Source organism: Streptomyces sp. NBC_01335 (assembly GCF_035953295.1).
Taxonomy (GTDB): domain Bacteria; phylum Actinomycetota; class Actinomycetes; order Streptomycetales; family Streptomycetaceae; genus Streptomyces.
This window is the reverse complement of sequence record NZ_CP108370.1, coordinates 2,085,028-2,109,310: the sequence shown is the minus strand read 5'-3', so window position 1 is coordinate 2,109,310 and position 24,283 is coordinate 2,085,028. Positions and strand designations below refer to the sequence as shown.

Below are 24,283 nucleotides of genomic sequence, written 5' to 3'. Positions count from 1 at the left end.
TTCACGTGCTCAGGGGAGGTCCTTCGCGGGCACCTCGCGCCAGTGGTTCGTGACCGGCAGCCGCCGGTCCTTGCCGAACCCCTTGGGCGAGATCTTCGTGCCCGGCGGGTACTGCCGCCGCTTGTACTCGGCGGTGTCGACCAGCCGCAGCGTCCGGACCACCAGCTCCTCTTCGAAGCCCGCCGCGACGATCGCGTCCCGGCCCTGGTCCCGGTCGACGTACAGCTCCAGGATCCGGTCCAGCACCTCGTAGTCCGGCAGCGAGTCGGTGTCCACCTGCCCCGGCCGCAGTTCGGCGCTGGGCGGCTTGGTGATCGACGCCTCCGGGATCGGAGGGATCTGCCCGCGCTCCTCGGCGGCCCGGTTGCGCCACCTCGCCAGCCGGAAGACCGACGTCTTGTAGACGTCCTTGATCGGCCCGTACGCCCCCGCCGAGTCCCCGTACAGCGTCGAATAGCCCACCGCCAGCTCCGACTTGTTGCCCGGCGCCAGCACGATCCGGCCCTCCTGGTTGGAGAGCGCCATCAGCGTGGTGCCGCGCAGCCGCGACTGGAGGTTCTCCTCGGCGAGCCCGGTGAGCTCCAGCGACCCCATGAACGCGTCGAACATCGGCTCGATCGGTACGGTGCGGTAGTTCAGCCCGGTACGCCGGGCCAGCTCGGCCGCGTCGTCCCGGGAGTGGTCCGAGGAGTACTTCGACGGCATGGAGACGCCGTACACGTTCCCCGCCCCCAGCGCGTCGCAGGCGAGCGCCGCGACGAGCGCCGAGTCGATACCGCCGGAGAGCCCGACCAGCACGCTGCTGAAACCGTTCTTCGCGGCGTACGCGCGCAAGCCCACGACCAGTGCGGAGTACAGCTCCTCGTCGTCGTCGAGCCGCTCGGCGTACCCGCCCGCCAGCTCGGGGGCGTACGCGGGGAGCGGCTCACCGGAGAGGACGACGTGGTCGATGCGGAGCCCGTCGTTCACCTCCCCGGACGGCGGCTCGGCCGCCGCGGCCGGCAGTTCGAGGTCGAGGATCACGCTGCCCTCCGCGAACTGCGGTGCGCGGGCGATCACTTCGCCCTCCGCGTCCACCACGATGGAGTCGCCGTCGAAGACCAGCTCGTCCTGACCGCCGATCATCGCCAGATACGCGGTGGCGCACCCGGCCTCCCGGGCCCGCCTGCGGACCAGTTCGAGCCGGGTGTCGTGCTTGTCCCGCTCGTAGGGGGAGGCGTTGATCGACAGCAGCAGCCCCGCCCCCGCCGCGCGGGCCGCCGGGACGCGCCCGCCGTCCTGCCAGAGGTCCTCGCAGATGGCGAGCGCCACATCGATGCCGTGCACCCGCACGACGGGCATCGAGTCGCCCGGCACGAAGTAGCGGAACTCGTCGAACACCCCGTAATTGGGCAGATGGTGCTTGGCGAAGTTCAGCGCGACCCGCCCCCGGTGCAGCACCGCCGCCGCGTTGCGCGGCGAACCGGCGGGCTGGCCGTACCGGGGAGCGGCGTGCTCGGAGCGGTCGAGATGGCCGACGACCACCGGCAGTTCGCCGAACCCCTCCGCGTCGAGCCGGGCGGCGAGCGCGCGCAGCGCCGACCGCGAGGCCTCGACGAAGGACGACCGCAGGGCCAGGTCCTCCACGGGATAGCCGGTCAGCACCATCTCGGGGAACGCCACGAGGTGGGCGCCCTGCTCGGCGGCGTGCCGGGTCCAGCGGACGATCGCCTCGGCGTTGCCGGTGAGATCGCCGACGGTCGAGTCGATCTGGTTGAGTGCGAGGCGTAGTTGAGGCACGCCCGCAGTGTAATCGTCTTTCTGACGCGATGTCCTGGGGGTCGGTGATTCCGGCTCTGCTCCCGGGAGTTGGCCGACCGTGCGCGGGAGTCGGTGTCAGCCCCGCGAGGGAGTTCGGTGTCAGCCCCGCGAGGGAGTTCGGTGTCGGCGCCGCGGGGGAGTTCGGTGTCGGCGCCGCGTCGGGTGCCGGCGCCGCGTCGGGGTTCGGTGTGAGCGCCGCGCCGGATGCCGGTGCCGGCGCCGCGTCGGAGTCGGTCAGCCCCGCGCGTACACCTGACCCGCCCAGTCGGCGATCTGCTCCTCGCTGAGGTGCTGCGCCAGGTCGGCCTCGCTGATCATGCCGACCAGCTTCTTGTCCTCGACCACCGGGAGCCGCCGGATGCGGTGGGACTGCATCTCCTCCAGCACCGCGTCCACCCCGGCGCCGGAGTCGATCCAGCGCGGCGTCCCGTGGCAGAGGTCGCCCGCCGTCACCTCCGACGGATCGTGACCGCTCGCCACGCAGGCGACCACGATGTCCCGGTCGGTGATGATCCCGACCATCCGGTCCCTGGCGCCCTCGGCCGAGACGGGCAGTGAACCCACCCCGTGGTCGCGCATCATCTGGGCGGCGCGGTCGAGCGTCTCGTGCGCCGGAATCCAGGTGGCGCCGGGATGCATGATGTCCTTCGCCGTGGTCATGGGGTTCCTCCTGCGTGCCGATCCGTGCCTGAGCACACCCCCGTACGACCCCGAGTCCACCCTCCATCGTCCTCGGCGGCACGACCCACCGCCGAGCGATATCACCCATTCGAGTGAGTGTGGAACGTGCGGCGCCCCTCACTCGTCCGTGGCTGCGGGCCGTACGGGCGGGTGAGGGGCGGGTGCGGCAGGCACTCAGCCGCGGGGGTGCGCCCCCCGTTCGGCCAGCAGCTGCGCCATCAGGTCCAGCTCGGCCTGCTGGGCGTCCACCATGCCCTGCGCGAGCCGCCGCTCGGCCGGTACCGCGCACCGCTCCGCACAGCTGCGGGCCATGGCGATGCCGCCCTTGTGGTGGTCGGTCATCAGCTGGAGGAACAGCACCTCGGCGGCCTTGCCCCGCGCGGCGCCGAGCTGCTTCAGCTCGGCACGGGTGGCCATGCCGACCATCCGCGTACCGGACCCGGGGCGGGCCGCGCCCTGCCCCATGCCGTCCATGCCGGCCATGTTTTCCGGGTGGTCCAGGTCTTCCGGGTGGTCCATGCCGGCCATCCCGGCCATGTCGTCGGTCCCGGCCGTGTCGTGGTCGGTCCCGGCCGTGTCGTGGCCCATGCCCGCCGTCCGGTCCGTCCCGCCCGACGAGGACGGGGCGTGCTGGGCGCCCATCCACGCCATGGTCCGTCCCGGCGGGGCGATCTTCGGCAGCCCCCACAGGTCGAGCCAGCCCAGCAGCATCCCGCGCTGGTTGGACTGGGTGTGGGCGATGTCGTACGCGAGGCGGCGCACGTCCTCGTCGCGCGTACCGTCCCGCACCACGAACGACATCTCCACCGCCTGCTGATGGTGGACGGCCATGTCCTGCGCGAACCCGGCGTCCGCCGAGTCCACCGCCGGGAGGCCCTGCCCCGGGCCGGACCCCTGCCCGTACCCCTCGGCGTACCCCGGCGTCCGCTCCTCGCCCCGCTCCTGCGTACCGCCGGAGCGGGCGGTCACGACCGCCGCCGTACCGCCTCCGACCAGCACCGCGAGCGCCAGCACTCCGGCCGCCGCCCAGCGCGGGCGCGCCGTACCGCCGGTCATCGGGGAGCCGCCAGTCCACCGGTGCACGGCGCGCCGGGCTCCGGGGTCTGCGGGCCCTGGACGTACGCCGCGAGGAACTCGTTCACCCGCGCGTCGTCCGGGCCGTCCACCGTGAGCTGCTTCCCCCAGGCGGTGAGCACGAGGGCGCCGGACTGGCCCGGATAGGGGCTGAGCAGGGTGAACGGGGTCGCCCTGACCCGGTCGGCGAGCGTGCGCACCGCGTCGGTGGACGCGGTGCCGTTGTACGTGATCCACACCGCGCCGTGTTCCAGGGAGTGGACGGCGTTCACGTCCGCGAGCGGTGTTTTGTATACGTCGCCGTCGCAGTTCATCCAGGTCGGGTTGTGGTCACCGCCTACCGGAGGCGTCATCGGGTAGTGCACCTCGCGGGTCACGTGATTGCGGGTGAGTTTGGTGGCGTCCCAGGACTTCACGCCCCGGATCGCCGGTACCGACGCCGCTCCGGCCGCCCGCGAGGGCTCCGTACCGCCCGGCTTGGCGTCCTCGGCCGGCCCGGATTTCCCGGCCGCAGAGGCCGCCAGATCGGCCCGCGAGGCCGGGCCGTCCAGCACTCCGGAGCCGCCGAACCCCACCAGACCTGCGACGACGGCCACGCCGGCCGCTATGGCCAGGACCCTGCCGCGCACCGTGCGGCGCCGCTGGGGGAGTGGGGCCGGGGGCGTCGGAACCTGGGGAGGCGGCGGGGAAAGGCTCATGGTGTCGAGTCCTTCTGGGAGGTGCGGGGAGGGAGCGAACGAATCGCATGAACCCCTGTGCGAGAGTCGGTTGCGCGTACGCCCGTGCCCCAGCACATGGGGGCCGCCGATCGTAGTGGGTGGCCGCGTGCTCTCTCTCACACCGTGTGCGTAATCTGGGTGAAATCCCGGGTCGTGATACTGGAGTGACTCCCCTACCCCGGGCGGTGGTGCGCGGACCGTCTGAACTGCAAGGATGTGGCTATGGACAAGCAGCAGGAATTCGTCCTCAGGACGCTTGAGGAACGTGACATCCGGTTCGTACGACTGTGGTTCACCGATGTCCTCGGGTTCCTCAAGTCCGTCGCCGTGGCTCCGGCCGAGCTGGAACAGGCCTTCGACGAGGGCATCGGCTTCGACGGCTCGGCGATCGAGGGCTTCGCCCGGGTGTACGAATCGGACATGATCGCCAAGCCGGACCCGGGCACCTTCCAGATCCTGCCCTGGCGCGCGGAGGCCCCCGGCACCGCCCGTATGTTCTGCGACATCCTGATGCCGGACGGATCGCCGTCCTTCGCGGACCCCCGCTTCGTCCTCAAGCGCATCCTCGCCAAGACGTCCGACCTCGGGTTCACCTTCTACACCCACCCCGAGATCGAGTTCTTCCTGCTGAAGGACAAGCCGGTCGACGGCACCCGGCCCACCCCGGCCGACAGCTCCGGCTACTTCGACCACACCCCGCAGAACGTCGGCATGGACTTCCGCCGCCAGGCGATCACCATGCTCGAATCGATGGGCATCTCCGTCGAGTTCAGCCACCACGAGGGTGCCCCCGGCCAGCAGGAGATCGACCTCCGGTACGCCGACGCGCTCTCCACCGCCGACAACATCATGACGTTCCGACTCGTCATGAAGCAGGTCGCGCTGGAGCAGGGCGTGCAGGCCACCTTCATGCCGAAGCCCTTCTCGGAGTACCCGGGTTCGGGCATGCACACCCACCTCTCCCTCTTCGAGGGCGACCGCAACGCCTTCTACGAGTCCGGCGCCGAGTACCAGCTCTCCAAGGTCGGCCGCTCCTTCATCGCCGGCCTGCTCCGCCACGCCGCCGAGATCTCCGCCGTCACCAACCAGTGGGTCAACTCCTACAAGCGCATCTGGGGCGGCTCCGCCCGCAGCGCCGGCGCCGGCGGCGAAGCCCCCTCGTACATCTGCTGGGGCCACAACAACCGCTCCGCGCTCATCCGCGTCCCGATGTACAAGCCCGGCAAGAACGGTTCCGCGCGCGTCGAGGTCCGCTCCATCGACTCCGGCGCCAACCCCTACCTCACCTACGCGGTCCTCCTCGCGGCGGGCCTCAAGGGCATCGAGGAGGGCTACGAACTCCCGGCCGGCGCCGACGACGACGTCTGGGCCCTCTCCGACTCCGAGCGCCGTGCGATGGGCATCGAGCCTCTCCCGCAGAACCTCGGCGAGGCCATCTCCCTGATGGAGAAGAGCGAACTCGTCGCGGAGACGCTGGGCGAGCACGTCTTCGACTTCTTCCTCCGCAACAAGAAGCGCGAGTGGGAGGAGTACCGCAGCGAGGTCACCGCGTTCGAGCGGAAGGCGCTGCTGCCGGTGCTGTAGGGGCTGGCTGGTCAGAGGCGTAGGCAGTACGACGCGGGCGGGTCGCGGTCCACTTCGGACGCGGTCCGCCCGCTGTCATGGCCGGCGTGATCTGCGCGCCGATGGGCGGGCCTCATGCGCGACCGCCGTTTCCGCCATGCCGGGTGGGCCACCCGGTGACGTCTTCCGCTTGAACATTGCGCAGCGAGGCTCCCTCGAACCGGGCGCCGATGACGTTCGTCAGCCCGTGCGGGGGCGCGCCCGTGTTCACGCTGCCGAATGTGGCGTCGGTCAGGTCGGTGTCGCGCAGGTCGGCACCCCGTAGATCGCATCCGGCCAGGCTGATCCCGCGCAGAGAAGCCCCGCGCAGGTCCGCGTCGGTGAAGTCGCAGAACGTGAACGAACATCCGTCCAGGTCGGCGTGGCGCAGATCAGCACCACTGAACGAGCAGCCGGTGAAGCGCAGTTGCGACGTGCGAGCGGAAGCGAGGTTCTGGCCGGCGAAGTCCTCGCGGTTCACGGCCGCATAGCGGTGGAGCGCGGCAAGTCGTTGTCTTGCGTTCGGTGCCGTGGTCATGTGCGCCAGCGTGTCAGCCGGGGCGGTGGCCGTCGCCCGGATTTCCCGCAGCCGAGTGCCGTCAGCCGCTTGCCCTCCGGTGCCTGTCTCGGTTTGGGCTGTCGGTGAGCCTGTTGTCGGTGCGCTCGCGCGGCGTGGTCACAAAACCTAGTTTCACAAGACCCTCATATGATCCTTTGAATCTCCTCTAGTCTGGCCTCCGCGGTGGCGCGCGCGTCGTCTTCCGACGCGCAACCCAGGTCGGTGTGCGCCGACGCGTGGTCCGCGCCAGTGCTGAGAACGAGAACCCAGGGGGGTGGCATGTCTCTTCGGTATGCGCCGAGATCGTCAGGATCGAACGGCGCCCAGGGCATGGGGAACAACATGAGGAAGGGCCGCCGGGCCTACGGGCGCCTGGTGGTCGGGCTGGTGGCCCTCGCCGTCGGCGTCGCAGGGTGCTCGGACGGGGATCAGGACACGGCTTCGGCGTCGGTGAGCACGCTCCCGACGGCTTCGGCCACAGCGTCCCCGAGCGCGTCCCCGAGCGCGTCCGCAACTGCGTCCGCTTCGGAGTCGCCGACCGCCACGGCTTCGCCGTCGCCGACCGCGACTCCCTCGAAGAAGCCGGCCGTGCGGGCGACGGTGGGCAGTTACGGCGGATGGAACCTCGCGAAGGCCGTGGCGGACGCCCGCGCCCACCATGTCGCCTCGGTGACGTACTCCGACGCGAGCGAACTGCACCGATCCGTGGTGCACACCTCCAACTGGAAGGTCTGCTCGCAGAGTCCGTCCGCAGGCACGTACAGCACGGCCACCAAGGTCGCCTTCAAGATCGTGGGTGTGGGCGAGTCCTGCTCGAACCCGCCGAGCGCCTCGTCGTCCAGTGGCTCTTCCAGTAGTTCTTCCAGCAGTTCGTCCGGGGGTTCGTCCGGCGGAACGTCCACCAGTGGCGGGTCCTCCTCGTCCGGCGGCAGCAGCAGTTCGGGTGGGAGTAGTACGACGTCCGGCGGCGGCTCGGCCACGACGCAGCTGTGCAGCATCCGCTCCAACGCGGGTAACTGCTACCACGCAGGGCAGTTCTGCCGGAACGCCGATGTGGGTGCGACCACCACCGACGAGGCCGGGCGGGCGATCACGTGCGGCTTCTCGTCCGGCAGGAACCGTTGGCACTACTGAGCCGCGAATCGGTTTGGCCGGTTTCAACGGGCGTGGCCCTGGCGGCCAGGCGTGGTTCAGGGCCGGTGGCGACCTGTCGCCGGCCCCCCGCTCCACCGGCGTGCGGCCGCCCGCGTGCGGACACCTCCCGGGTGTCCCGACGAATGGCTGAATAACGCCAGTTCAGGGGCGCCGAGTGTCTGAAAGGGTGGGAACCGGCGGCAGCTCCCGATCGTCCTTGCCATGCCAAGGAGTCTGTGGTGCCGCATGGTCGGCGTGCTTGGTGAGGGGCGTTGCGTGATCGAGTTGGCCAGAGTGATCAAGGACCTGCGGGAGGAGCTCGAAGAGGCGGTCGCCGGGGCGGAGGGCGCGGCGCTGCGGTTCGAGTTGGGAACCATCGAACTGGAGGTGTCGGTCGCCCTGGAGCGCTCCGGGAACGCGGGAGCGAAGGTGCGTTTCTGGGTGGTGGAGTCCGGCGCCGAAGCGGCGGTGAGTTCCACGGGCACGCAGCGCATCACGCTCGCGCTGAAGCCGACCCTCGTCGGGTCGGGCGAACCGCCCTACGTCTCCGGTCTCGCCGACGCGCATGAGCGGTGAGTAGTACGTACGTCGGCATGCGCGGCGGAGCGTCCGGGCCTGCGGCCGGGCTCGACCAACGGCGAGCGGTGCAGGTCATCGCCCTGCGGGGGAGTGGCGCGCGTGCGCTCGGATCCGGCTACCTGGTGACGGGGGAGGCGGTGCTCACCGCCGCGCACGTGGTACGCGGCGCCACCGCTCTTCGGGTCCGTTTCATCACCACGGGCGGTCGCGCGGTGGAACTTCCCGGCATGCCTGTCTGGGAACACCACGAGTCGGACGTCGCAGTGGTCGGGATTACGCCGGACACGGCTGACGCGGATGTCGGAGGGCTGCTCGCCGGCACGCTGCCGCCGGTGCGCTTCGCCCGTGTCAATGCGGCGATGGAGTGCGAGGCCCTCGGATTCCCGCGGTTCATGCTGCGTCGTGATGCCCTGTCGGCGGAGCGGTTCAGGGATTCCCACCATGCCCGTGGCAGCACCACACCGTGGTCGAAACTGCGCGGGGGCGGCCTGGCGATCACCGTCGTGGGGGCTCCGGGCGACGCGCCGGAGCGGGAGGGTTCCGCCTGGGAGGGAATGTCCGGGGCCGCGGTCTGGAGCGACGGGTGCATCGTCGGAGTGGTCAGTGAGCATCACCCCCGCGAAGGGGCAGGCACGCTGACGGCGACTCGTGTCGCGCGCTGGTTCGACGTCATGGACTCCGCGCATCTCGACCAGCTCCATGAGCTGATCGGCCTGCCGGCCGACGCGGACCGGCTCGAACAACTCCCGCGCCCTCCCGAGCCGCCGGACGAAACACCCGAGTTGGAGGAGAGGGCCAAACTCCTTGCCAGAGCGGTGCGGGAGCAGTGGAGGGCCGAGCGGCGGCGGAGGCGACTGAACGAGCCCTTCGCGCTCGCCGTCCGTTTCGGGCCCGCGGTCTCGGCCCGCTTCGCTGTGCCTGCCGACACCTTCACCGCCGCGTCCGGGAAGGAGGTCCCCTCCGAGCTGGGAGAACAGCTCAAGCGAATCGTGGAGGCGTATCGGGCGATTCCGTCGGGGCGGCTGGTGGTGCTCGGTGAGGCGGGGGCAGGCAAGACGGTGCTCGCCCTCTACTTCGTGCTCGAACTACTGGGCACCCGTCCGCGGGGCGCCCCCGTGCCGGTGATCTTCAGTCTGGGGTCGTGGGATCCCGGGAACACCACGTTGGAGGCTTGGCTGAGCGGCCGGCTGGTGCGCGACTACCCCGATCTGGCCGTTCCCGGTCCGTACGGAGGGAATCTGGCCGAAACCCTGGTCAGGGAGGAGCGGATCCTTCCCGTGCTCGACGGGTTCGACGAGATCGCAGCCGGTCTGCGCGGCGAGGCGCTACGAGCGCTCAGCCAGAGCGACATGCCGATGCTCCTGACCAGCCGTCCCGCCGAATACGCCGATGCCGTGGAAGAGGAAGGTGTCCTCATAGGAGCACCTGGCATCGAGTTGGGCAGCCTCACTCCGGGCGATTTCGCCCACTACCTTTGTGATGCGAGCAGGCCTCGCCCGGACGGCGACGGGCGGGGCTCCGTATGGGATCCCCTTCTGGAGGAGTTGGACCGGCATCCCCGTACCCGGGGGGCGTCGAACGTCGCCGCGGCGCTGACGACCCCGCTCATGGCCTCCCTGGCCCGCGCCATCTACAGCGACGCTCCGGGGGCCGACCCTCGGGAGCTCCTGGAGTTCCCGACTTCCGAGGCCCTCCAGGAACATCTCCTGGAGAATTTCCTTCCCGCCGTCTATCACCCGCGACGAGCCGCCGAGGCGGGCGGAGGAGCCGGCCGTCCGTTGCGGTGGGACCTCCGGCGTGCCGAGTCCTGCCTGGGGCATCTCGCGGGCCACCTCGATCTGCTCTCCCGCCACACCGGACGCGAGGGCCATGATCTCGCCTGGTGGGAGCTGGGCACGACGCTGACCCGTTCCACTCGCACACTCGTCATCGGCTCGTTGTCGGGACTGGCCTTCGGGCTCACCACTGCGATCGCGAACCTGCCGGTGATCCTGGTCGCGACCTCGCACGGGCTCGGGTTCGCGCTGCTGAGGGGAGCGCTGGCCGGGGTCCTGCACGGGCTGGCGGCAGGCGTGTTCTTCGGGCTCACTTACCACTTCACGTCCGGGGACGAAAAATTCAAGCCGTCACCGGTACGCATCAGCATCCTCGACCGTTTGAAGCCCTCCGGCGGAGCCAAGCCGCCGCGGGCACACAGGGAGATTCGCCCCAGGGTCATGATCGGTCTCGGCGGCGGGCTGGTGCTCGCGCTCGTCCTGGTGGCCATCGACCGGGGTGTGATCGAGCCGCTCGGGCTCGCGGACGGCCAGGCCGGGGGGCTGTCGTCCGCCTTCCTGTTCGTTGCTGAGATCTCCCTCGGAGCGGGCATCGTGTTCGGCCTCATGGCGTGGCTCGAAACGCCCGTTGCCCACAGGAGTACCGTCGAGCTCTCCGATCTGCTGGAGATGAACCGCCGGAATGTCGTCTTTCACTGGCTCGCCTGGGTATGCGTGTTGGGGCCGGTGGTCGGACTCGTCGAAGGAATCCTGCACGGTCCCGTGCGCGGCATCGAGGTCGGGATCGTCTTCGGGCTCGTCACCGCGTTCGCAGGCGGAACGGGGTACGGGCTCTGCATGACCGCGTGGTGCCAGTGGGTGGCCCTGTGCCGCATCTATCTGCCACTGCGCGGGCGGTTGCCCTGGGCCTTGATCGCCTTCCTGGACGACGCCCACGAACGAGGCGTACTGCACCGGGTCGGCGCGGTCTACCAGTTCCGGCACGCGCGGCTCCAGAGCCACCTGAGCCCGAGCCACACCGAGGAACAGGAACCCGCTCCGGCGCCGCCCACTCCCACCGGAGCCAGGTCGTGACGGACAGGCGCGGAGCGGGCGGACCGCTGCCGACGACCGCGCTCGGCGCCGTGGTCGTCCTGGTGTGGGTGAGTGCGCTCCTGGCCGGCCCAGGGGCGGGGACCGCGACCGCGCAACCGTTCTCGCTCACGTTGAAGTACGCGTGCACGTTCCTCGGCATCGGGGTCGAGGACATCACCGCGAAGGTCTCACTGGACCTGCCGATGTCCCACAGGGTCGGCGAACCGAGTCACCGCTTCGCCATTCACGCGCAGGCAACCGTGGGTCCGACCCTCAGAGGCGGGCTCGACCTGGCCGGCGCGGAGTACGTCGAGGGCACCTTGGAGGCGTCGACCCGCGTGGCGGCCCCGGAGGGCAACCTCGCCATCGCGGTGCCACTCACCATCGCGCGGACAGCCGTTTTGTCGTCGGGTTCCCTGGTCATCCCCGCGACCGGCGTCGCGCCCTCGCGGACCTTCAGCGAGCCCGGCCCCGCGGACATCGTCCTCGGCGACTTCTCCGTCCGGCTCAAGCTGAAGAACGGGGACGGCGGCCCGGCTCTCGTGAGTTCGCTCGACGTGTCCTGCACTCCGCGGGCCGGCCAGAACACCGTGATCGCCCGCTTCGGCATCGACGCCGCGAGGCCGCCGTCCGCGCCCTCCACCTCGCCCGCCCCGCCCGCCGGATCCGCCGGGTCCTCGGGCGGACGGGGCGGCAGTGCCCCGAGGGCGCCGAGCGGCACGGCCTCCGGCGGCACGAGCCCGGGCCCGACGACCGCCGCGCCCGGGCCTTCGACGACAGGGAACGCCACCGCCGCGCCCGGGCCTTCGACAACAGGGACCGCCACGCCCTCGGCCACCCCGGCGACGGTCTCCCCGGGAGGAGCCGCGACCGACGACACGGGCGCCGGTCCGGCCGCGTCGGGCGGCCGGAAGGCCCGAGAGGTCGTCTTCCCGGTCGTGGGGGTACTCGTCGTGGCCGCGGTCGCCGCCCTCTTCGGCCTGCGGCTGAGGAAACGCCGGGCCGAGGATGAGTGAGGGCCTGTGGGGGCGAAAGCAGCGCCGTCCGCCTCCCCGGCTGAAGCTCTCGACGCCGCCGCCCGCGTGAGCCCCGGGGCAGGCTGGGGCGACCCGGGGAACGGGCGCGCGGCGGGAGCAGGTCGTGGCCGGTCCCTCGGGGACGTGGGCCCCCGCCAGGCAACCCTGTACCCGCCCGAGGAGTCCTACTCCCGACACCCGCCCCTCCCCGCCGGAAGGCATCCCCGATGAGACTCCCCGCCCCCGTGCGCACGGTCAACGAGCTGCTGGCGTTCTTCGTGGAGGTCGTCGCACTCGTCGCCTTCACCCGCTGGGGGTGGCACGCGTCCGGGAACGCGGTGCTGCGGGTCGTTCTCGCCGTGGGGCTTCCCGCGGTGGCGGCGGTCGTCTGGGGGATGTTCGCCTCGCCCAAGGCGCGGTTCACGCTGCCGACCGTGGGGGTGGTGGGGGTCAAGGTGCTGGTCTTCGCGTGTGCGGTGGCCGCCCTGTACGACCTCGGCGGCACCGGATCGGCCCTGTCGTACGCCGCCGTGGTGGCGGCCAACACCGCGCTGCTGACCATGGACCGGCGCGCCCGCGCGCGCGCCGGACAGGCTGCGTGATGACCTCCGACACCCTCTAATCGAAGCTGCGCCCCATCTCCTCCAGGACCTCCGCGATCAGCTCGGCCGGCTCGCGGTCCGGGGCCTCCTCGATCCAGGTGCGCATCGCGATTCGCAGCGACGAGAGGAAGCCCGCAGCCAGGATCAGAGGGCGGACCGGGCGGGCGGTGGGGCCGGGGCGGTCGGCGACGGCTTCGGCGAGGTCACGTTCGAGTGCCGCGTGGTTGGCCAACTGGCGTGCCAGCAGCGAGGGGTGGCGCAGGGCGAGACGGGTGTGGACGGCCCATTCGCGGTTCAGCGGCGGGACCTGGGCCGCGAACTGGAGCATCGCGCCGCGCAGGGCGGTCCAGGCGGGTTCTCTGGCGGGGCGGTCGTGCACCAGGCGGACCAGCGCCCTGATCTGCCGTTCCTCGCCGTAGAGGAGGGCGTCCTCCTTGTTGGTGAAGTAGTTGGAGAAGGTTCTGCGTGAGATGCCGGCCGCGTCCGCGACCGCTTCCACCGTGACGTGGTCGAAGCCGTGCTCGACGGTGAGTCGCAGCGTGGCCTCGTGCACCGCTTGACGGGTGGCTTCCTTCTTGCGCTCCCGCAGTCCCACAGAGTTCTCCATCGGGCCATTGTCGCTTGGCCGTTGATTATTGCGCACGCGGCAAGATTGCCCATGGTGCATGTATGCTGAAGTGTTCCTGTCAATTCGTTCAGCGTTCGTGTCATTCCGTTCCTGTCATTCCGCGCGCGAGGCCGGGGTGTTGGGTGCCTCGCTCCGCCGTGCGGCGTGACGCCCTCCGGTACGAGCTGTGAACTCCGCTTCTGGGCCGCGGAGTTCGTGGGGAGCGCGCACCCCGGTCGCTGCCGCCGGGGCGTGCGGCCGTCGATGTTCGTCCTTCTCCCTGTTCGTCCATCTCCCTACGAAAATCCGGAGGTTGCGCGTGAGCGCAGAAACGGCCACGCCGACCGAAGCCGTGCCGATGACGCACCGCGAGGTGCTGCGGGCGCTGAGCGGTCTGCTTCTCGTCCTCTTCGTCGCCCTGACCAGCAGCACCGTCGTCTCGGTGGCGCTCCCGCAGATCATCGGAGCGCTCAACGGCACGCAGTCCCAGTACACGTGGGTGGTCACCGCCACCTTGCTGGCGTCCACCGCCTCCACCCCGATCTGGGGCAAGCTCGCCGACCTCTTCAGCAAGAAGCTGCTGCTGCAGACGGCCATCTGCCTCTTCGTGATCTCCTCCATCGCCTGCGGATTCGCCCAGTCCACCGGCCAGTTGATCGCGTTCCGGGTCATCCAGGGTCTGGGCATGGGCGCGGTGCAGGTGCTCGTCCAGGTGATCATCGGGGCGATGATCAGCCCCAAGGAGCGCGGCCGGTACAACGGTTACCTCGGCGGTGTCATGGCCGTCGCCACCGTCGGCGGCCCGCTCCTCGGCGGGTTCATCACCGACACCTCGTGGCTCGGCTGGCGTTGGTGCTTCTTCATCACCGTGCCGTTCACCGTGGTCGCCTTCGTGATGCTGGCCCGCACCCTGCACCTGGTCGAGCAGCGCCGTCCGGACGCCAAGGTCGACTACCTCGGTGCCTCCCTGATAGCCGCCGGCGTCAGCCTTCTGCTGCTCTGGGTCACCTTCGTCGGCGACGACTTCGACTGGATCTCCTGGCAGTCCGCCGCGATGGTCGTCGGCAGCCTGCTCATCCTCGGTGCGGCCGTCTTCGTGGAGGCGCGGGTCAAGGAGCCCGTCGTGCCGCTCCACGTCGTCCGCCGCCGGGACCCCGCGCTCGCCATCGTCGCGAGCCTCTCCGTCGGCATGGCCATGTTCGGCGGCGCCGTCTTCCTCGGCCAGTACTTCCAGACAGGCCGCGGCTACTCGCCCATCCAGTCCGGACTGCTCACCATCCCGCTGATGTTCGGCGTGCTGCTCTCCTCCACCGTCGCGGGCCGGCTCGTCTCCCGTACGGGCATGGTCAAGCCGTTCATCCTCACCGGTGTCGTCGTGCTCACCCTCGGGTTCCTCGCACTGTCGACCATCGACCACACGACGAACCTGGTCTTCGTGGGGGCGGGCATGTTCGCGGTCGGCGCCGGTGTCGGCATGTCGATGCAGAACCTCGTGCTGGTCCTCCAGAACACCGTCCCGCTCAGGGAACTCGGCGCGGCCAGCGGTGCGATCACCTTCTTCCGGTCGCTCGGCGGCACCATGGGCGTCTCCGTGCTCGGCGCGGTGCTCGCCGCCCAGGTCACCACGAAGATCACCGCGGGGCTGAAGAAGCTCGGCATCGACCCGGCCGCCTCCTCCTCCGGCGGGTCCACGCTCAACCTGAAGGCGATGCCGCCGCAGATCCAGGAAGTGGTCCGCGCCGCCTACGGAGACGCGACCGGCCACATCTTCCTCATCGCCGCGTGCATCGCCGTCGTCGGTGTCGTGGCGGCCTCCTTCCTCACCCCGACGAAGCTCCGCGACAGCGTGGACCTCTGACGGATCTGCCGGACCCCGACGGAACGCCTGGACCTCCGATGGGCAGCCTGGACCTCTGCCGGGCAGCCTGGACCCCTTACGGCCCGTGCCCGTGCCCTGCCCTGCCCTGCCCGTGCCCGCACCCCGATCCGGTGCGGGCACGAGGGTGTCCGGCCCCGGAAGGGCTGCGGTAGTGTGACCGGCACCCCCGCACAGGGGCACCGTCCCCGCGCGGGGACCAGGACCGAGGAGGTGAGCCCCCATTACCGCTGCGTCAGGCTGGGTGCTCACCCCGTACGGTCGCGACGTCCACCGGACGTGAGCGAACGCGGAGCGCCCATCGGCTTCCGAAAGGCTCCGTCATGTCGGTTCTTCCTCCTCCGCTCTCCCGCTCCACGATCGTCACCGCGCTCCGTTCCGCCGGCTGTGTCTTCGCCGAGGACGAAGCGGAACTGATCCTCTCCACCGCCGCCTCGCCGGCCGAGGCCGCCGCCATGGTCGGGCGCCGCGCCGAGGGGCTGCCCCTCGAACACGTCCTGGGCTGGGCCGGGTTCCACGGTCTGCGGGTCGCCGTCGACCCGGGCGTCTTCGTGCCCCGCCGCCGCAGCGAGTTCCTCGTCGACCAGGCCGCCGCCACCCTCGGGGACGTCTGGCACGGCGCCGGGAGCGGCACCGCGCGCACCCCCGTCGTCGTCGACCTCTGCTGCGGCTCCGGCGCCCTGGGCGCCGCGCTCGCCCGGGTCCTCGGGCGGGTGGAGCTGCACGCCTGCGACGTCGAACCGGCGGCGGTACGGTGCGCCCGGCGCAACCTCGACGGCGTCGGCCAGGTCCACGAGGGCGACCTCTTCGCCGCCCTGCCCGCCGGGCTGCGCGGCCGGATCGACGTACTCCTCGCCAACGTCCCGTACGTACCGACCGGCGACGTGGCCCTGCTGCCGGCCGAGGCCCGCGACCATGAACCGCTCGTCGCCCTCGACGGGGGCGACGACGGCCTGGACGTGATGCGCCGCGTGGTCGCCGCCGCCCCCGGGTGGCTCGCGCCCGGCGGCAGCCTCCTCATGGAGACCAGCGAACGCCAGGCGGAGAGCGCGCTCGCCACCGTCCGCGGCGGCGGTCTCGACGCCCGGACCGCGACCTCCGACGAGCTCTGGGCCACCGTCGTCATCGGCACGCGGCCGCGCTGAAGGGCCCGGATCCGCTGAAGGGCCCGGCTCCGCAGGCGTCGGTCCTGAGGTCGACGTCCGTGTCGGATTCTCGCCAGCAGGTGGGCGGCGACCGGTGTTTGACTGCGCGCATGAGCATCGCACCGCCGAACCACGCCCGCCTCTTCCGCTCCCTGCACACTCCGACGGAGCCTCTCGCGCTCGCCAACGCCTGGGACGTCGCGAGCGCCCGGGTCGTCGAGGCCGCAGGCGCCTTCGCGATCGCGACGACCAGTGCCGGCGCCGCCTGGTCCCTGGGGTCACCGGACGGCGACGTCCTCACCCGGGACCGGGCGCTGGAACTGATCGGCCGCATCGTCACCGCCGTCGCGGTTCCGGTCACCGCCGACATCGAGGGCGGGTACGGCACGGACGCCGCCGGTGTCGCCGAGACCGTCGCCGGAGTACTCGCGGCGGGCGCCGTCGGCGTCAACATCGAGGACGGCGCCCGCCCGCCGGCAGAGCTCGCGACACGGCTGGCCGCCGCCCGGCGGACCGCCGACCGGGCCGGCGCGGACCTGTTCCTCAACGCCCGCATCGATACCTTCCTCCTCGGGATCGGCGACCCGGACACCCGGCTGAAGGAAACCCTGGCCCGGGCACGGACGTACGTCGACGCGGGCGCGGACGGCATCTTCGTCCCCGGCGTCACCGACACCGCCACCATCGCCGCGCTGGCCCGGGACATCGCCGTACCGCTGAACGTCATGGCCTGTCCCGGCGCCCCGACGGTCGCCGAACTCGGCACCCTCGGCGTGGCCCGCGTCAGCCTCGGACCGGGCGTGGCACAGGTCGCCTACGCCGCCGCCCGCCGCACCGCGCAGGAGCTCCTCGGCACCGGCGCCTACGACTCGCTCGCCGGAGGCATGGCCTTCCCGGAACTCGACGCGCTGTTCTCCGCACCCCGCTGACCCCGGACGGGCCGGGAGGTGCGGCCCCGTCGGCCGTCGGCCCCCAAGGTCGGCCCCCAGCTCCACGACCCCCGGTGCCTTTGGCCACGGAGCGGTGCTCCCGCCGTGCCCGTGCGCTCACCGACGGGCGACGAGCCCCGGCGCGCACCCCGCCGCCGCAGCGGGATCGCGACCGGCCCCCCGCCCCCGGGACGAACTCCCCGGCACGGGGCTACGCTCGAACCCCCACCACACGCGGGGTACGCGGGGCAGGAGAGCACGGTATGACGACGCCGGTACCGGTTCCGGGGCGCAGGAGCAGCACGTTCACCAGGCTGCTGCGCCACGGCTTCACGGACCCCTCGGGCGCGGAGCGGCTGCTGCAGCTGCCCGCGCTCACGGCCGTACGGTCGGACCCGGTCCTCGTGGAGGCGCTCGGCGCCTCCGCCGACCCGGACCTGGCGCTGCGCGGCCTCGTACGGATCGTCGAGGCGCAGCCGGAGGACGAGCAGCGGCTGCTGCTCGACACCCTGGTGACCGCGAAGCCGCTCCGGGACCGGCTGCTCGGCGTCCTCGGCGCCTCCGAGGCCCTCGGCGACCACCTCGCCCGCCACCCGGACGACTGGAAGGAGCTGGTCACCTACGAGGCGGCCGACCTGCACCCCGGGGTGCCCGAGTTCGAGCACTGCCTCGCCGAGGCCACGGACCCCGACTCGCTGCGCGTCGGCTACCGCCGCTGCCTGCTGGCCATAGCGGCCAGGGACGTCTGCGGCACCACCGACCTCGCCCAGACCGCCGCCGAGCTGGCCGACCTCGCGACGGCCACCCTGCGGGCTGCGCTCGCCATCGCGCGTACCGCGAACCCGCAGGACGCGGCGCTCTGCCGCCTCGCCGTCGTCGCGATGGGCAAGTGCGGCGGCCACGAGCTGAACTACGTCTCCGACGTCGACGTCATCTTCGTCGGCGAACCCGTCGACGCGGAGAACGAGACGGCGGCCATGCGGGCGGCCGGCCGGCTCGCCGCCCACATGATGCGGATCTGCTCCGACACCACCGTCGAGGGCACCATCTGGCCCGTCGACGCCAACCTCCGCCCCGAGGGCCGCAACGGCCCTCTGGTCCGTACCCTCTCCTCGCACCTCGCCTACTACCAGCGCTGGGCCAAGACCTGGGAGTTCCAGGCGCTGCTCAAGGCCCGCCCGGTGGCCGGCGACCCCGAGCTCGGGGCCGCGTACGTGGAGGCCGTCGCCCCCCTGGTGTGGCACGCCGCCGACCGGGAGAACTTCGTCCCGGACGTGCAGAAGATGCGCCGCCGGGTCGTCGACAACATCCCCGCCGACCGCGTCGACCGGGAGCTGAAGCTCGGCCCCGGCGGACTGCGCGACGTCGAGTTCGCCGTCCAGCTGCTCCAGCTGGTGCACGGCCGCAGCGACGCCTCCCTGCACAGCGGCACCACTCTGGAGGCGCTGCGGGCGCTCGCCGAGGGCGGTTACGTGGGCCGCGCGGACGCCGCCCAGCTCGACGACGCGTACCGCTTCCTGCGCCTCATGGAACACCGCATCCAGCTCTACCGGCTCCGCCGCACCCACCTCGTCCCCGAGGCCGAGGCCGATCTGCGGCGGCTCGGCCGCTCGCTCGGGCTGCGCACCGACCCGGTCACCGAGCTGAACCGGGCGTGGAAGCGGCACGCCTCGGTCGTCCGCAAGCTGCACGAGAAGCTCTTCTACCGGCCGCTTCTGGACGCCGTCGCCCAGCTCGCGCCCGGCGAGAGCCGGCTCTCCGCGAAGGCGGCGGGCACCCGCCTGGAAGCCCTCGGGTACGCCGACCCGGCGGCCGCGCTCCGGCACCTGGAGGCCCTGTCGTCGGGGGTCTCCCGCAAGGCGGCGATCCAGCGGACGCTGCTGCCGGTGCTGCTCGGCTGGTTCGCCGACTCCGCCGACCCGGACGCCGGACTCCTCGGCTTCCGCCAGGTCTCCGACGCCCTGGGCCGCACCCCCTGGTACCTGCGGCTGCTCCGCGACGAGGGCGCGGCGGCCGAGAACCTCGCCCGGGTGCTCTCCGCCGGGCGGCTCGCCCCGGACCTGCTGATGCGCGCGCCGGAGGCCGTCGCCATCCTCGGCGATCCCGGGGGCCTCGCCCCGCGTAGCCGCGAGCACCTGGACCAGGAGGTGCTGGCCGCCGTCGGGCGGGCGCCCGACGCGGAGTCCGCGGTCGCCGTCGTACGCGGCGTGCGCCGGCGCGAACTCTTCCGTACGACGGCGGCGGACCTCATCGGCAGTTACGGCACCGAGGAGAACCCCGCCGAACCCGACCACGGCGCCCTCGCCGACCGGATCGGCTCCGCCGTCACCGACCTCAACGCCGCCACCCTGGCCGGCGCCCTGCGCGCCGCCGTCCGCGCGCAGTGGGGCGACACCCTGCCGACCCGGTTCGCCGTCATCGGCATGGGCCGCTTCGGCGGGCACGAGCTCGGTTACGGCTCCGACGCCGACGTGCTCTTCGTGCACGCCCCCCGCGAGGGGGTGAGCGACGAGGAGGCCGCCCGCGCCGCCAACACGGTGATCGCCGAAATGCGCAGGCTCCTGCAGCTGCCCACCGCCGACCCGCCGCTGCTGATCGACGCCGACCTGCGGCCCGAGGGCAAGAGCGGCCCGATGGTCCGCTCCCTCAAGTCGTACGAGGCGTACTACCGCCGCTGGTCGCTCGTCTGGGAGAGCCAGGCCCTGCTGCGCGCCGAACCGGTGGCGGGCGACGAGGAGCTCGGACGCGCCTTCATCGACGTGATCGACCCGCTCCGCTACCCGGCGGAGGGGCTCGGTGACGACGCGGTGCGCGAGATCCGCCGGCTCAAGGCCCGGATGGAGTCCGAACGCCTGCCGCGCGGCGCCGACCCCACCCTCCACACCAAGCTGGGCCGGGGCGGCCTCAGCGACGTGGAGTGGACCGTCCAGCTGATGCAGATGCAGCACGGCTCGGCCGTGCCCGGTCTCCGTACGACCAGGACCCGCGAGGCGCTCGCCGCCGCCTGCGCGGCCGGCCTGATCCCGGCCGACGAGGCGAGCGTGCTGGACGAGGCCTGGGTGCTGGCCACCCGGGTCCGCAACGCCGTGATGCTGGTGCGCGGGCGCCCGGGGGACACCTTCCCGTCCAGCCCCCGCGAACTCGGCGCGGTCGGCCGCTACCTCGGCTACGAAACGGGCACCGCCGGAACCATGCTCGACGACTACCGGCGCATCACCCGCCGGGCGCGCGCGGTGGTGGACGAGCGGTTCTACGGGGCGTGAGCGCGGGCGCCCGAGGAGTGCGGGCGCCCGGTGGTCACGAGCCCGAGCGGGGGGAGGCCTCGGGCACGGTGGAGGCGGCCGAAGGCCCGGGCCCGGGCGCTGCGGTGCCGGTGTTCCCGGCGCGGTAGGAGGACCACCGCGCGGCCCGGCTCACCGCACCCGCGCCCCGGGCCGTACCGAGCCCGACGAGCCGGGTCCGCAAGGGCGTCCGGGGCGGCTCGACCCGGCGCGGCAGGCGGTACGGCAGCACGCCGTACACGAGGGTCGCGACGGCGAAACCGAAGCTCAGGCAGACCACGCCGCCCACCGCGTCCAGCCAGAAGTGGTTGGCGGTCGCCACGATCACCGTGAGGGTGACGACCGGGTAGAGAAGCCCCAGCACGCGGACCCACGGCACCGAGGCGAGGGCGAAGATCGTCAGCCCGCACCAGAGCGACCAGCCGATGTGCATCGACGGCATCGCCGCGTACTGGTTCGACATGTTCTTGAGGTTGCCCGAGGCCATCGAGCCCCAGGTGTGGTGCACCAGCACCGTGTCGACGAAGGAGCCGCCGTTCATGAGGCGCGGTGGCGCCAGGGGCACCAGGTAGTAGCCGAGCAGCGCGACGCCCGTGGTCGCGAAGAGGACCAGTCTGGTCGCCGCGTAACGGCCCGGATGACGGCGGAACAGCCACACCAGTACCGCGATCGTCACGATGAAGTGCAGGGTCGCGTAGTAGTAGTTCATCGACACGATGAGCCATGTCACCGAGTTCACCGCGTGGTTGACGCTGTGTTCGAAGCCCGCGCCGAGCGAGTTCTCGAAGGACCAGACCCGGTCGGCGTTCCGCAGTGCCGCCGTCCGCTGTTCCGGGACGGCGTTGCGCACCAGCGAGTAGAGCCAGTAACTGACCCCGATCAGAAGGATTTCGAACCACAGGCGTGGCCGGCGCGGTGACCGCGTCGTCCGCAGCCGCGCCGTCAGGCCTTTCCTGCCGTTTGCGTCCGTGCTGTCCGTCTTGTTCTTGGTGGGTGACGGACAGGCCACCGACGGGCCTTCCTGTGTACTCACCTGAGAATCACCCATGGGCACAGAGTCTGCCAGATACGCCCCCCACCGCCCGATCATCCTCCGGTCGGGTTCCGGTCGCACGTCCTGCACCTTGCGGAGGAGGATGCCATCATCAGGAGAGGTGTCAGGCGGGGCCCGGCCCCGCCGCGGTCGAACCGCGGACGACGAGCTCGGGCATGAAGACGAACTCGCTGTGCGGGGCGGGCGTACCGCCGATCTCCTCCAGCAACGTCCGCACGGCGGCCTGGCCCATGGCGGTCACCGGCTGCCGGATGGTGGTCAGTGGCGGGTCCGTGAAGGCTATGAGCGGCGAATCGTCGTACCCGACCACCGAGAGGTCGCGCGGCACCTGCCGCGTCAGGCGGCGGGCCGCCCGGATCGCGCCCAGTGCCATCATGTCGCTCGCGCAGACGACCGCGGTGCAGCCGCGCTCCATCAGCGCCGTGGCCGCCGCCTGACCGCCCTCCAGGGTGTACAGGGAGTGCTGCACCAGCTCCTCGACCTGCTCCTCGCTCAGACCGAGCTGCTCCCGCATCGTCGCGTGGAAGCCCTCGATCTTGCGGAGCACCGGCACGAAGCGCTTGGGGCCGACCGCGAGGCCGATCCGGGTGTGGCCGAGCGACACCAGGTGCGTCACCGCCAGCCGCATCGCCGCCCGGTCGTCCGGCGAGATGAACGGCGCCTGGACCTTCGAGGAGAACCCGTTGACGAGCACGAACGGAACGCCCTGCGCCCGCAACTGCTCGTAACGCCCCATGTCGGCCGAGGTGTCCGCGTGCAGCCCGGAGACGAAGATGATGCCGGAGACACCCCGGTCGACGAGCATCTCGGTGAGCTCGTCCTCGGTGGAGCCGCCGGGGGTCTGGGTCGCCAGCACCGGCGTGTACCCCTGGCGGGTCAGGGCCTGGCCGATCACCTGGGCCAGCGCCGGGAAGATCGGGTTCTCCAGCTCCGGCGTGATCAGACCGACCAGCCCGGCGCTGCGCCGGCGCAGCCGGACGGGGCGCTCGTACCCGAGGACGTCGAGTGCCGCGAGGACGGATTCACGGGTGGCCGCCGCTACACCGGGTTTGCCGTTCAGGACCCGGCTGACCGTCGCTTCGCTGACCCCCGCCTGAGTTGCGATATCGGCAAGCCGTGCGGTCATGAAAGGGGACTGTACCGGGCGCCCCCCGGATTGCCCACAGGGCCCGGGTTCCGGCCGCTCGCGGCGCTTCCGGCGAGGGTTGCGGCGCCGCTGCGGGGCGGCCGCGGCAACATCTTGCAAGGACTTGCGGTCGTCCCTGCGCACCTTGCAGTCGGATCGTCACATCAACCGGAACCCGTGTGTGACCTGCGACAGCAGGGGTATGCAGTCCGCGTCAAGCATCACGACAGCAACCTTGAGGACACGCGCATGTAACGATCGCCGCGTCTTGCAGAAAAGTTCCGCAAGGTCTTTCGGACTTCTTTCATCCTTGTTACGTTCCTGGTCGACCCGGCGCCGCGACGGAGCGGTACGGCAGTTGAAGGAGTTCACATGCGACGTGGCATAACGGCCACCGTCCTGGTCGCGGCCCTGGCGCTCGCGGCGACCGCGTGCGGCAGCGACGACAAGTCCGGCAGCAGCAGCAAGAGCTCGGGCGAGCTCTCCGGCACCGTCACCTGGTGGGACACCTCCAGCGTCGGCAGCGAGGACAAGGTCTTCAAGAAGATCGCCGAGGGCTTCGAGAAGCTGCACCCCAAGGTCGACGTCAAGTACGTCAACGTGCCCTTCGGTGACGCGCAGAACAAGTTCAAGAACGCGGCCCAGGCCGGCGACGGCGCCCCCGACGTGATCCGCTCCGAGGTCGCCTGGACCCCGGACTTCGCGAACCTCGGCTACCTCGCCCCGCTGGACGGCACCCCGGCCCTCAGGGACCAGGACGACTTCCTCAAGCAGGCCGTCGCGTCGACCAAGTACGACGGCAAGACCTATGCCGTGCCGCAGGTCATCGACTCCATGGGCATCTTCTACAACAAGGCCATGTTCGCGAAGGCCGGTGTCAAGGTCCCGACCACGGTCGACGAGCTGAAGACCGCCTCCGCCGCCATCAAGAAGAAGACCGGCAAGACCGGCCTCTACCTCCGTGGCGACGACGCGTACTACTTCCTCTCCTTCCTCTACGGCGAGGGCGGCGACCTGGTCGACGCCGGCAGCAAGAGCGTCAAGATCGACGACCCCGAGGCCGTCAAGGCGTTCACGGTCGTCAAGGACCTGGTCGACTCCGGTGCCGCGAAGACGGACGCCACGGACGGCTGGGAGAACATGATGCAGTCGTTCAAGTCCGGCGACGTCGCCATGATGATCAACGGCCCGTGGGCCGTGGCCGACACGCTGACCGGCGACCAGTTCAAGGACTCCTCCAACCTCGGCATCGCCACCGTCCCGGCGGGCTCCGTCGCCCAGGGCGCGCCGCAGGGCGGCCACAACCTCGCGGTGTACGCGGGCTCGAAGAACCTCGACGCCTCCTACGCCTTCGTCGACTACATGACCTCGGTCGACGCCCAGGCCACCGCCGCCGGCGAGCTGAACCTGCTCCCGACCCGCACCTCGGCGTACGCCCGCAAGGAAGCCGTCGACAGCGAGATCGTGAACTTCTTCAAGCCGGTCGTCGAGACCTCGGTCGAGCGCCCGTGGATCCCCGAGGGCGGCAGCCTCTTCGCCCCGCTGGTGACCCAGTACACCGAGGTCCTCACCGGCCAGACCACCCCGGAGAAGGCCGCCGCGGCGAGCGGCGACGCCTACCGCAAGCTCCTCAAGGGCTGGAAGTAACAG

19 protein-coding genes are annotated in these 24,283 nt (G+C 71.3%); 10 read left to right on the top strand and 9 right to left on the bottom strand.

The features are described 5' to 3' along the window. Window positions 1–9: 9 nt before the first annotated feature. The 4 genes from OG599_RS08700 to OG599_RS08685 form a co-directional block, all read right to left on the bottom strand. Window positions 10–1,779 carry an NAD+ synthase gene (locus OG599_RS08700; RefSeq protein WP_327175380.1) on the bottom strand — a complete coding sequence of 590 codons (1,770 nt, stop codon included), beginning with the start codon at window positions 1,777–1,779 and terminating at the stop codon, window positions 10–12. 255 nt (window positions 1,780–2,034) lie between these two features. Continuing rightward, complete coding sequence (locus tag OG599_RS08695; RefSeq protein ID WP_327175379.1) at window positions 2,035–2,460, bottom strand: CBS domain-containing protein; 426 nt, start codon at window positions 2,458–2,460, stop codon at window positions 2,035–2,037. Window positions 2,461–2,655: 195 nt separating this feature from the next. After that, a complete protein-coding gene (locus tag OG599_RS08690) occupies window positions 2,656–3,537 on the bottom strand; it encodes a DUF305 domain-containing protein (RefSeq protein WP_327175378.1) in 882 nt (293 codons plus the stop codon). Next, on the bottom strand, window positions 3,534–4,253 hold the full coding sequence (locus OG599_RS08685) for a DUF3105 domain-containing protein (RefSeq protein ID WP_327175377.1): 720 nt from the start codon (window positions 4,251–4,253) through the stop codon (window positions 3,534–3,536). The genes OG599_RS08690 and OG599_RS08685 overlap by 4 nt, the downstream gene beginning before the upstream one ends. Window positions 4,254–4,496: 243 nt before the next feature. On the opposite strand from OG599_RS08685, the gene glnA reads away from it, so the two are divergent. After that, window positions 4,497–5,858 (top strand): type I glutamate--ammonia ligase, encoded by a 1,362-nt coding sequence (gene glnA / locus OG599_RS08680; protein ID WP_266703648.1) that lies wholly within the window; start codon window positions 4,497–4,499, stop codon window positions 5,856–5,858. 112 nt (window positions 5,859–5,970) lie between these two features. Here the strand turns inward: glnA and OG599_RS08675 are convergent, their stop codons facing one another. Then, window positions 5,971–6,414 carry a pentapeptide repeat-containing protein gene (locus OG599_RS08675; RefSeq protein ID WP_327175376.1) on the bottom strand — a complete coding sequence of 148 codons (444 nt, stop codon included), beginning with the start codon at window positions 6,412–6,414 and terminating at the stop codon, window positions 5,971–5,973. Between the two features lie 629 nt (window positions 6,415–7,043). Then, on the bottom strand, window positions 7,044–7,433 hold the full coding sequence (locus OG599_RS08670) for a hypothetical protein (RefSeq protein ID WP_327175375.1): 390 nt from the start codon (window positions 7,431–7,433) through the stop codon (window positions 7,044–7,046). Between the two features lie 382 nt (window positions 7,434–7,815). Between OG599_RS08670 and OG599_RS08665 the strand changes: the two genes are divergently transcribed. The 4 genes from OG599_RS08665 to OG599_RS08650 all read left to right on the top strand — a co-directional run bounded on the left by OG599_RS08665 (window position 7,816) and on the right by OG599_RS08650 (window position 12,615). Beyond that, on the top strand, window positions 7,816–8,145 hold the full coding sequence (locus OG599_RS08665; protein WP_327175374.1) for a trypco2 family protein: 330 nt from the start codon (window positions 7,816–7,818) through the stop codon (window positions 8,143–8,145). Then, window positions 8,142–10,997, top strand: coding sequence for a trypsin-like peptidase domain-containing protein (locus OG599_RS08660; protein ID WP_327175373.1), 2,856 nt, complete (start codon window positions 8,142–8,144; stop codon window positions 10,995–10,997). The genes OG599_RS08665 and OG599_RS08660 overlap by 4 nt, the downstream gene beginning before the upstream one ends. Further along, window positions 10,994–12,013: a DUF6801 domain-containing protein gene (locus OG599_RS08655; RefSeq protein WP_327175372.1), complete on the top strand. Its 1,020-nt coding sequence runs from the start codon at window positions 10,994–10,996 to the stop codon at window positions 12,011–12,013. Before OG599_RS08660 ends, OG599_RS08655 begins: the two co-directional genes overlap by 4 nt. 227 nt (window positions 12,014–12,240) lie before the next feature. Further along, window positions 12,241–12,615 carry a YrdB family protein gene (locus OG599_RS08650; RefSeq protein WP_327175371.1) on the top strand — a complete coding sequence of 125 codons (375 nt, stop codon included), beginning with the start codon at window positions 12,241–12,243 and terminating at the stop codon, window positions 12,613–12,615. Window positions 12,616–12,631: 16 nt separating this feature from the next. On the opposite strand, the gene OG599_RS08645 is transcribed toward OG599_RS08650, so the two are convergent. After that, window positions 12,632–13,222 carry an acyl-CoA-like ligand-binding transcription factor gene (locus tag OG599_RS08645; RefSeq protein WP_327175370.1) on the bottom strand — a complete coding sequence of 197 codons (591 nt, stop codon included), beginning with the start codon at window positions 13,220–13,222 and terminating at the stop codon, window positions 12,632–12,634. Between the two features lie 358 nt (window positions 13,223–13,580). Here OG599_RS08645 and OG599_RS08640 point away from each other — a divergent pair, with 358 nt between their 5' ends. From OG599_RS08640 to OG599_RS08625, 4 genes are all read left to right on the top strand, one after another. Then, window positions 13,581–15,080, top strand: a complete 1,500-nt coding sequence (locus OG599_RS08640; protein ID WP_327179971.1) for an MDR family MFS transporter — start codon at window positions 13,581–13,583, stop codon at window positions 15,078–15,080. A 341-nt stretch (window positions 15,081–15,421) separates the two neighbouring features. Then, window positions 15,422–16,243, top strand: coding sequence for a putative protein N(5)-glutamine methyltransferase (locus tag OG599_RS08635; protein ID WP_327175369.1), 822 nt, complete (start codon window positions 15,422–15,424; stop codon window positions 16,241–16,243). Window positions 16,244–16,353: 110 nt separating this feature from the next. After that, window positions 16,354–17,172 (top strand): isocitrate lyase/PEP mutase family protein, encoded by an 819-nt coding sequence (locus OG599_RS08630; RefSeq protein ID WP_327175368.1) that lies wholly within the window; start codon window positions 16,354–16,356, stop codon window positions 17,170–17,172. A gap of 263 nt (window positions 17,173–17,435) precedes the next feature. Beyond that, window positions 17,436–20,435 carry a bifunctional [glutamine synthetase] adenylyltransferase/[glutamine synthetase]-adenylyl-L-tyrosine phosphorylase gene (locus OG599_RS08625; protein ID WP_327175367.1) on the top strand — a complete coding sequence of 1,000 codons (3,000 nt, stop codon included), beginning with the start codon at window positions 17,436–17,438 and terminating at the stop codon, window positions 20,433–20,435. Between the two features lie 34 nt (window positions 20,436–20,469). On the opposite strand, the gene OG599_RS08620 is transcribed toward OG599_RS08625, so the two are convergent. Both OG599_RS08620 and OG599_RS08615 read right to left on the bottom strand, forming a co-directional pair. Continuing rightward, window positions 20,470–21,501, bottom strand: a complete 1,032-nt coding sequence (locus tag OG599_RS08620) for a phosphatase PAP2 family protein (protein WP_327175366.1) — start codon at window positions 21,499–21,501, stop codon at window positions 20,470–20,472. Window positions 21,502–21,610: 109 nt separating this feature from the next. After that, on the bottom strand, window positions 21,611–22,633 hold the full coding sequence (locus tag OG599_RS08615) for a LacI family DNA-binding transcriptional regulator (RefSeq protein WP_327175365.1): 1,023 nt from the start codon (window positions 22,631–22,633) through the stop codon (window positions 21,611–21,613). 372 nt (window positions 22,634–23,005) lie between these two features. Between OG599_RS08615 and OG599_RS08610 the strand changes: the two genes are divergently transcribed. Then, a complete protein-coding gene (locus OG599_RS08610) occupies window positions 23,006–24,280 on the top strand; it encodes an extracellular solute-binding protein (protein WP_327175364.1) in 1,275 nt (424 codons plus the stop codon). The last annotated feature ends 3 nt before the right edge of the window (window positions 24,281–24,283 follow it).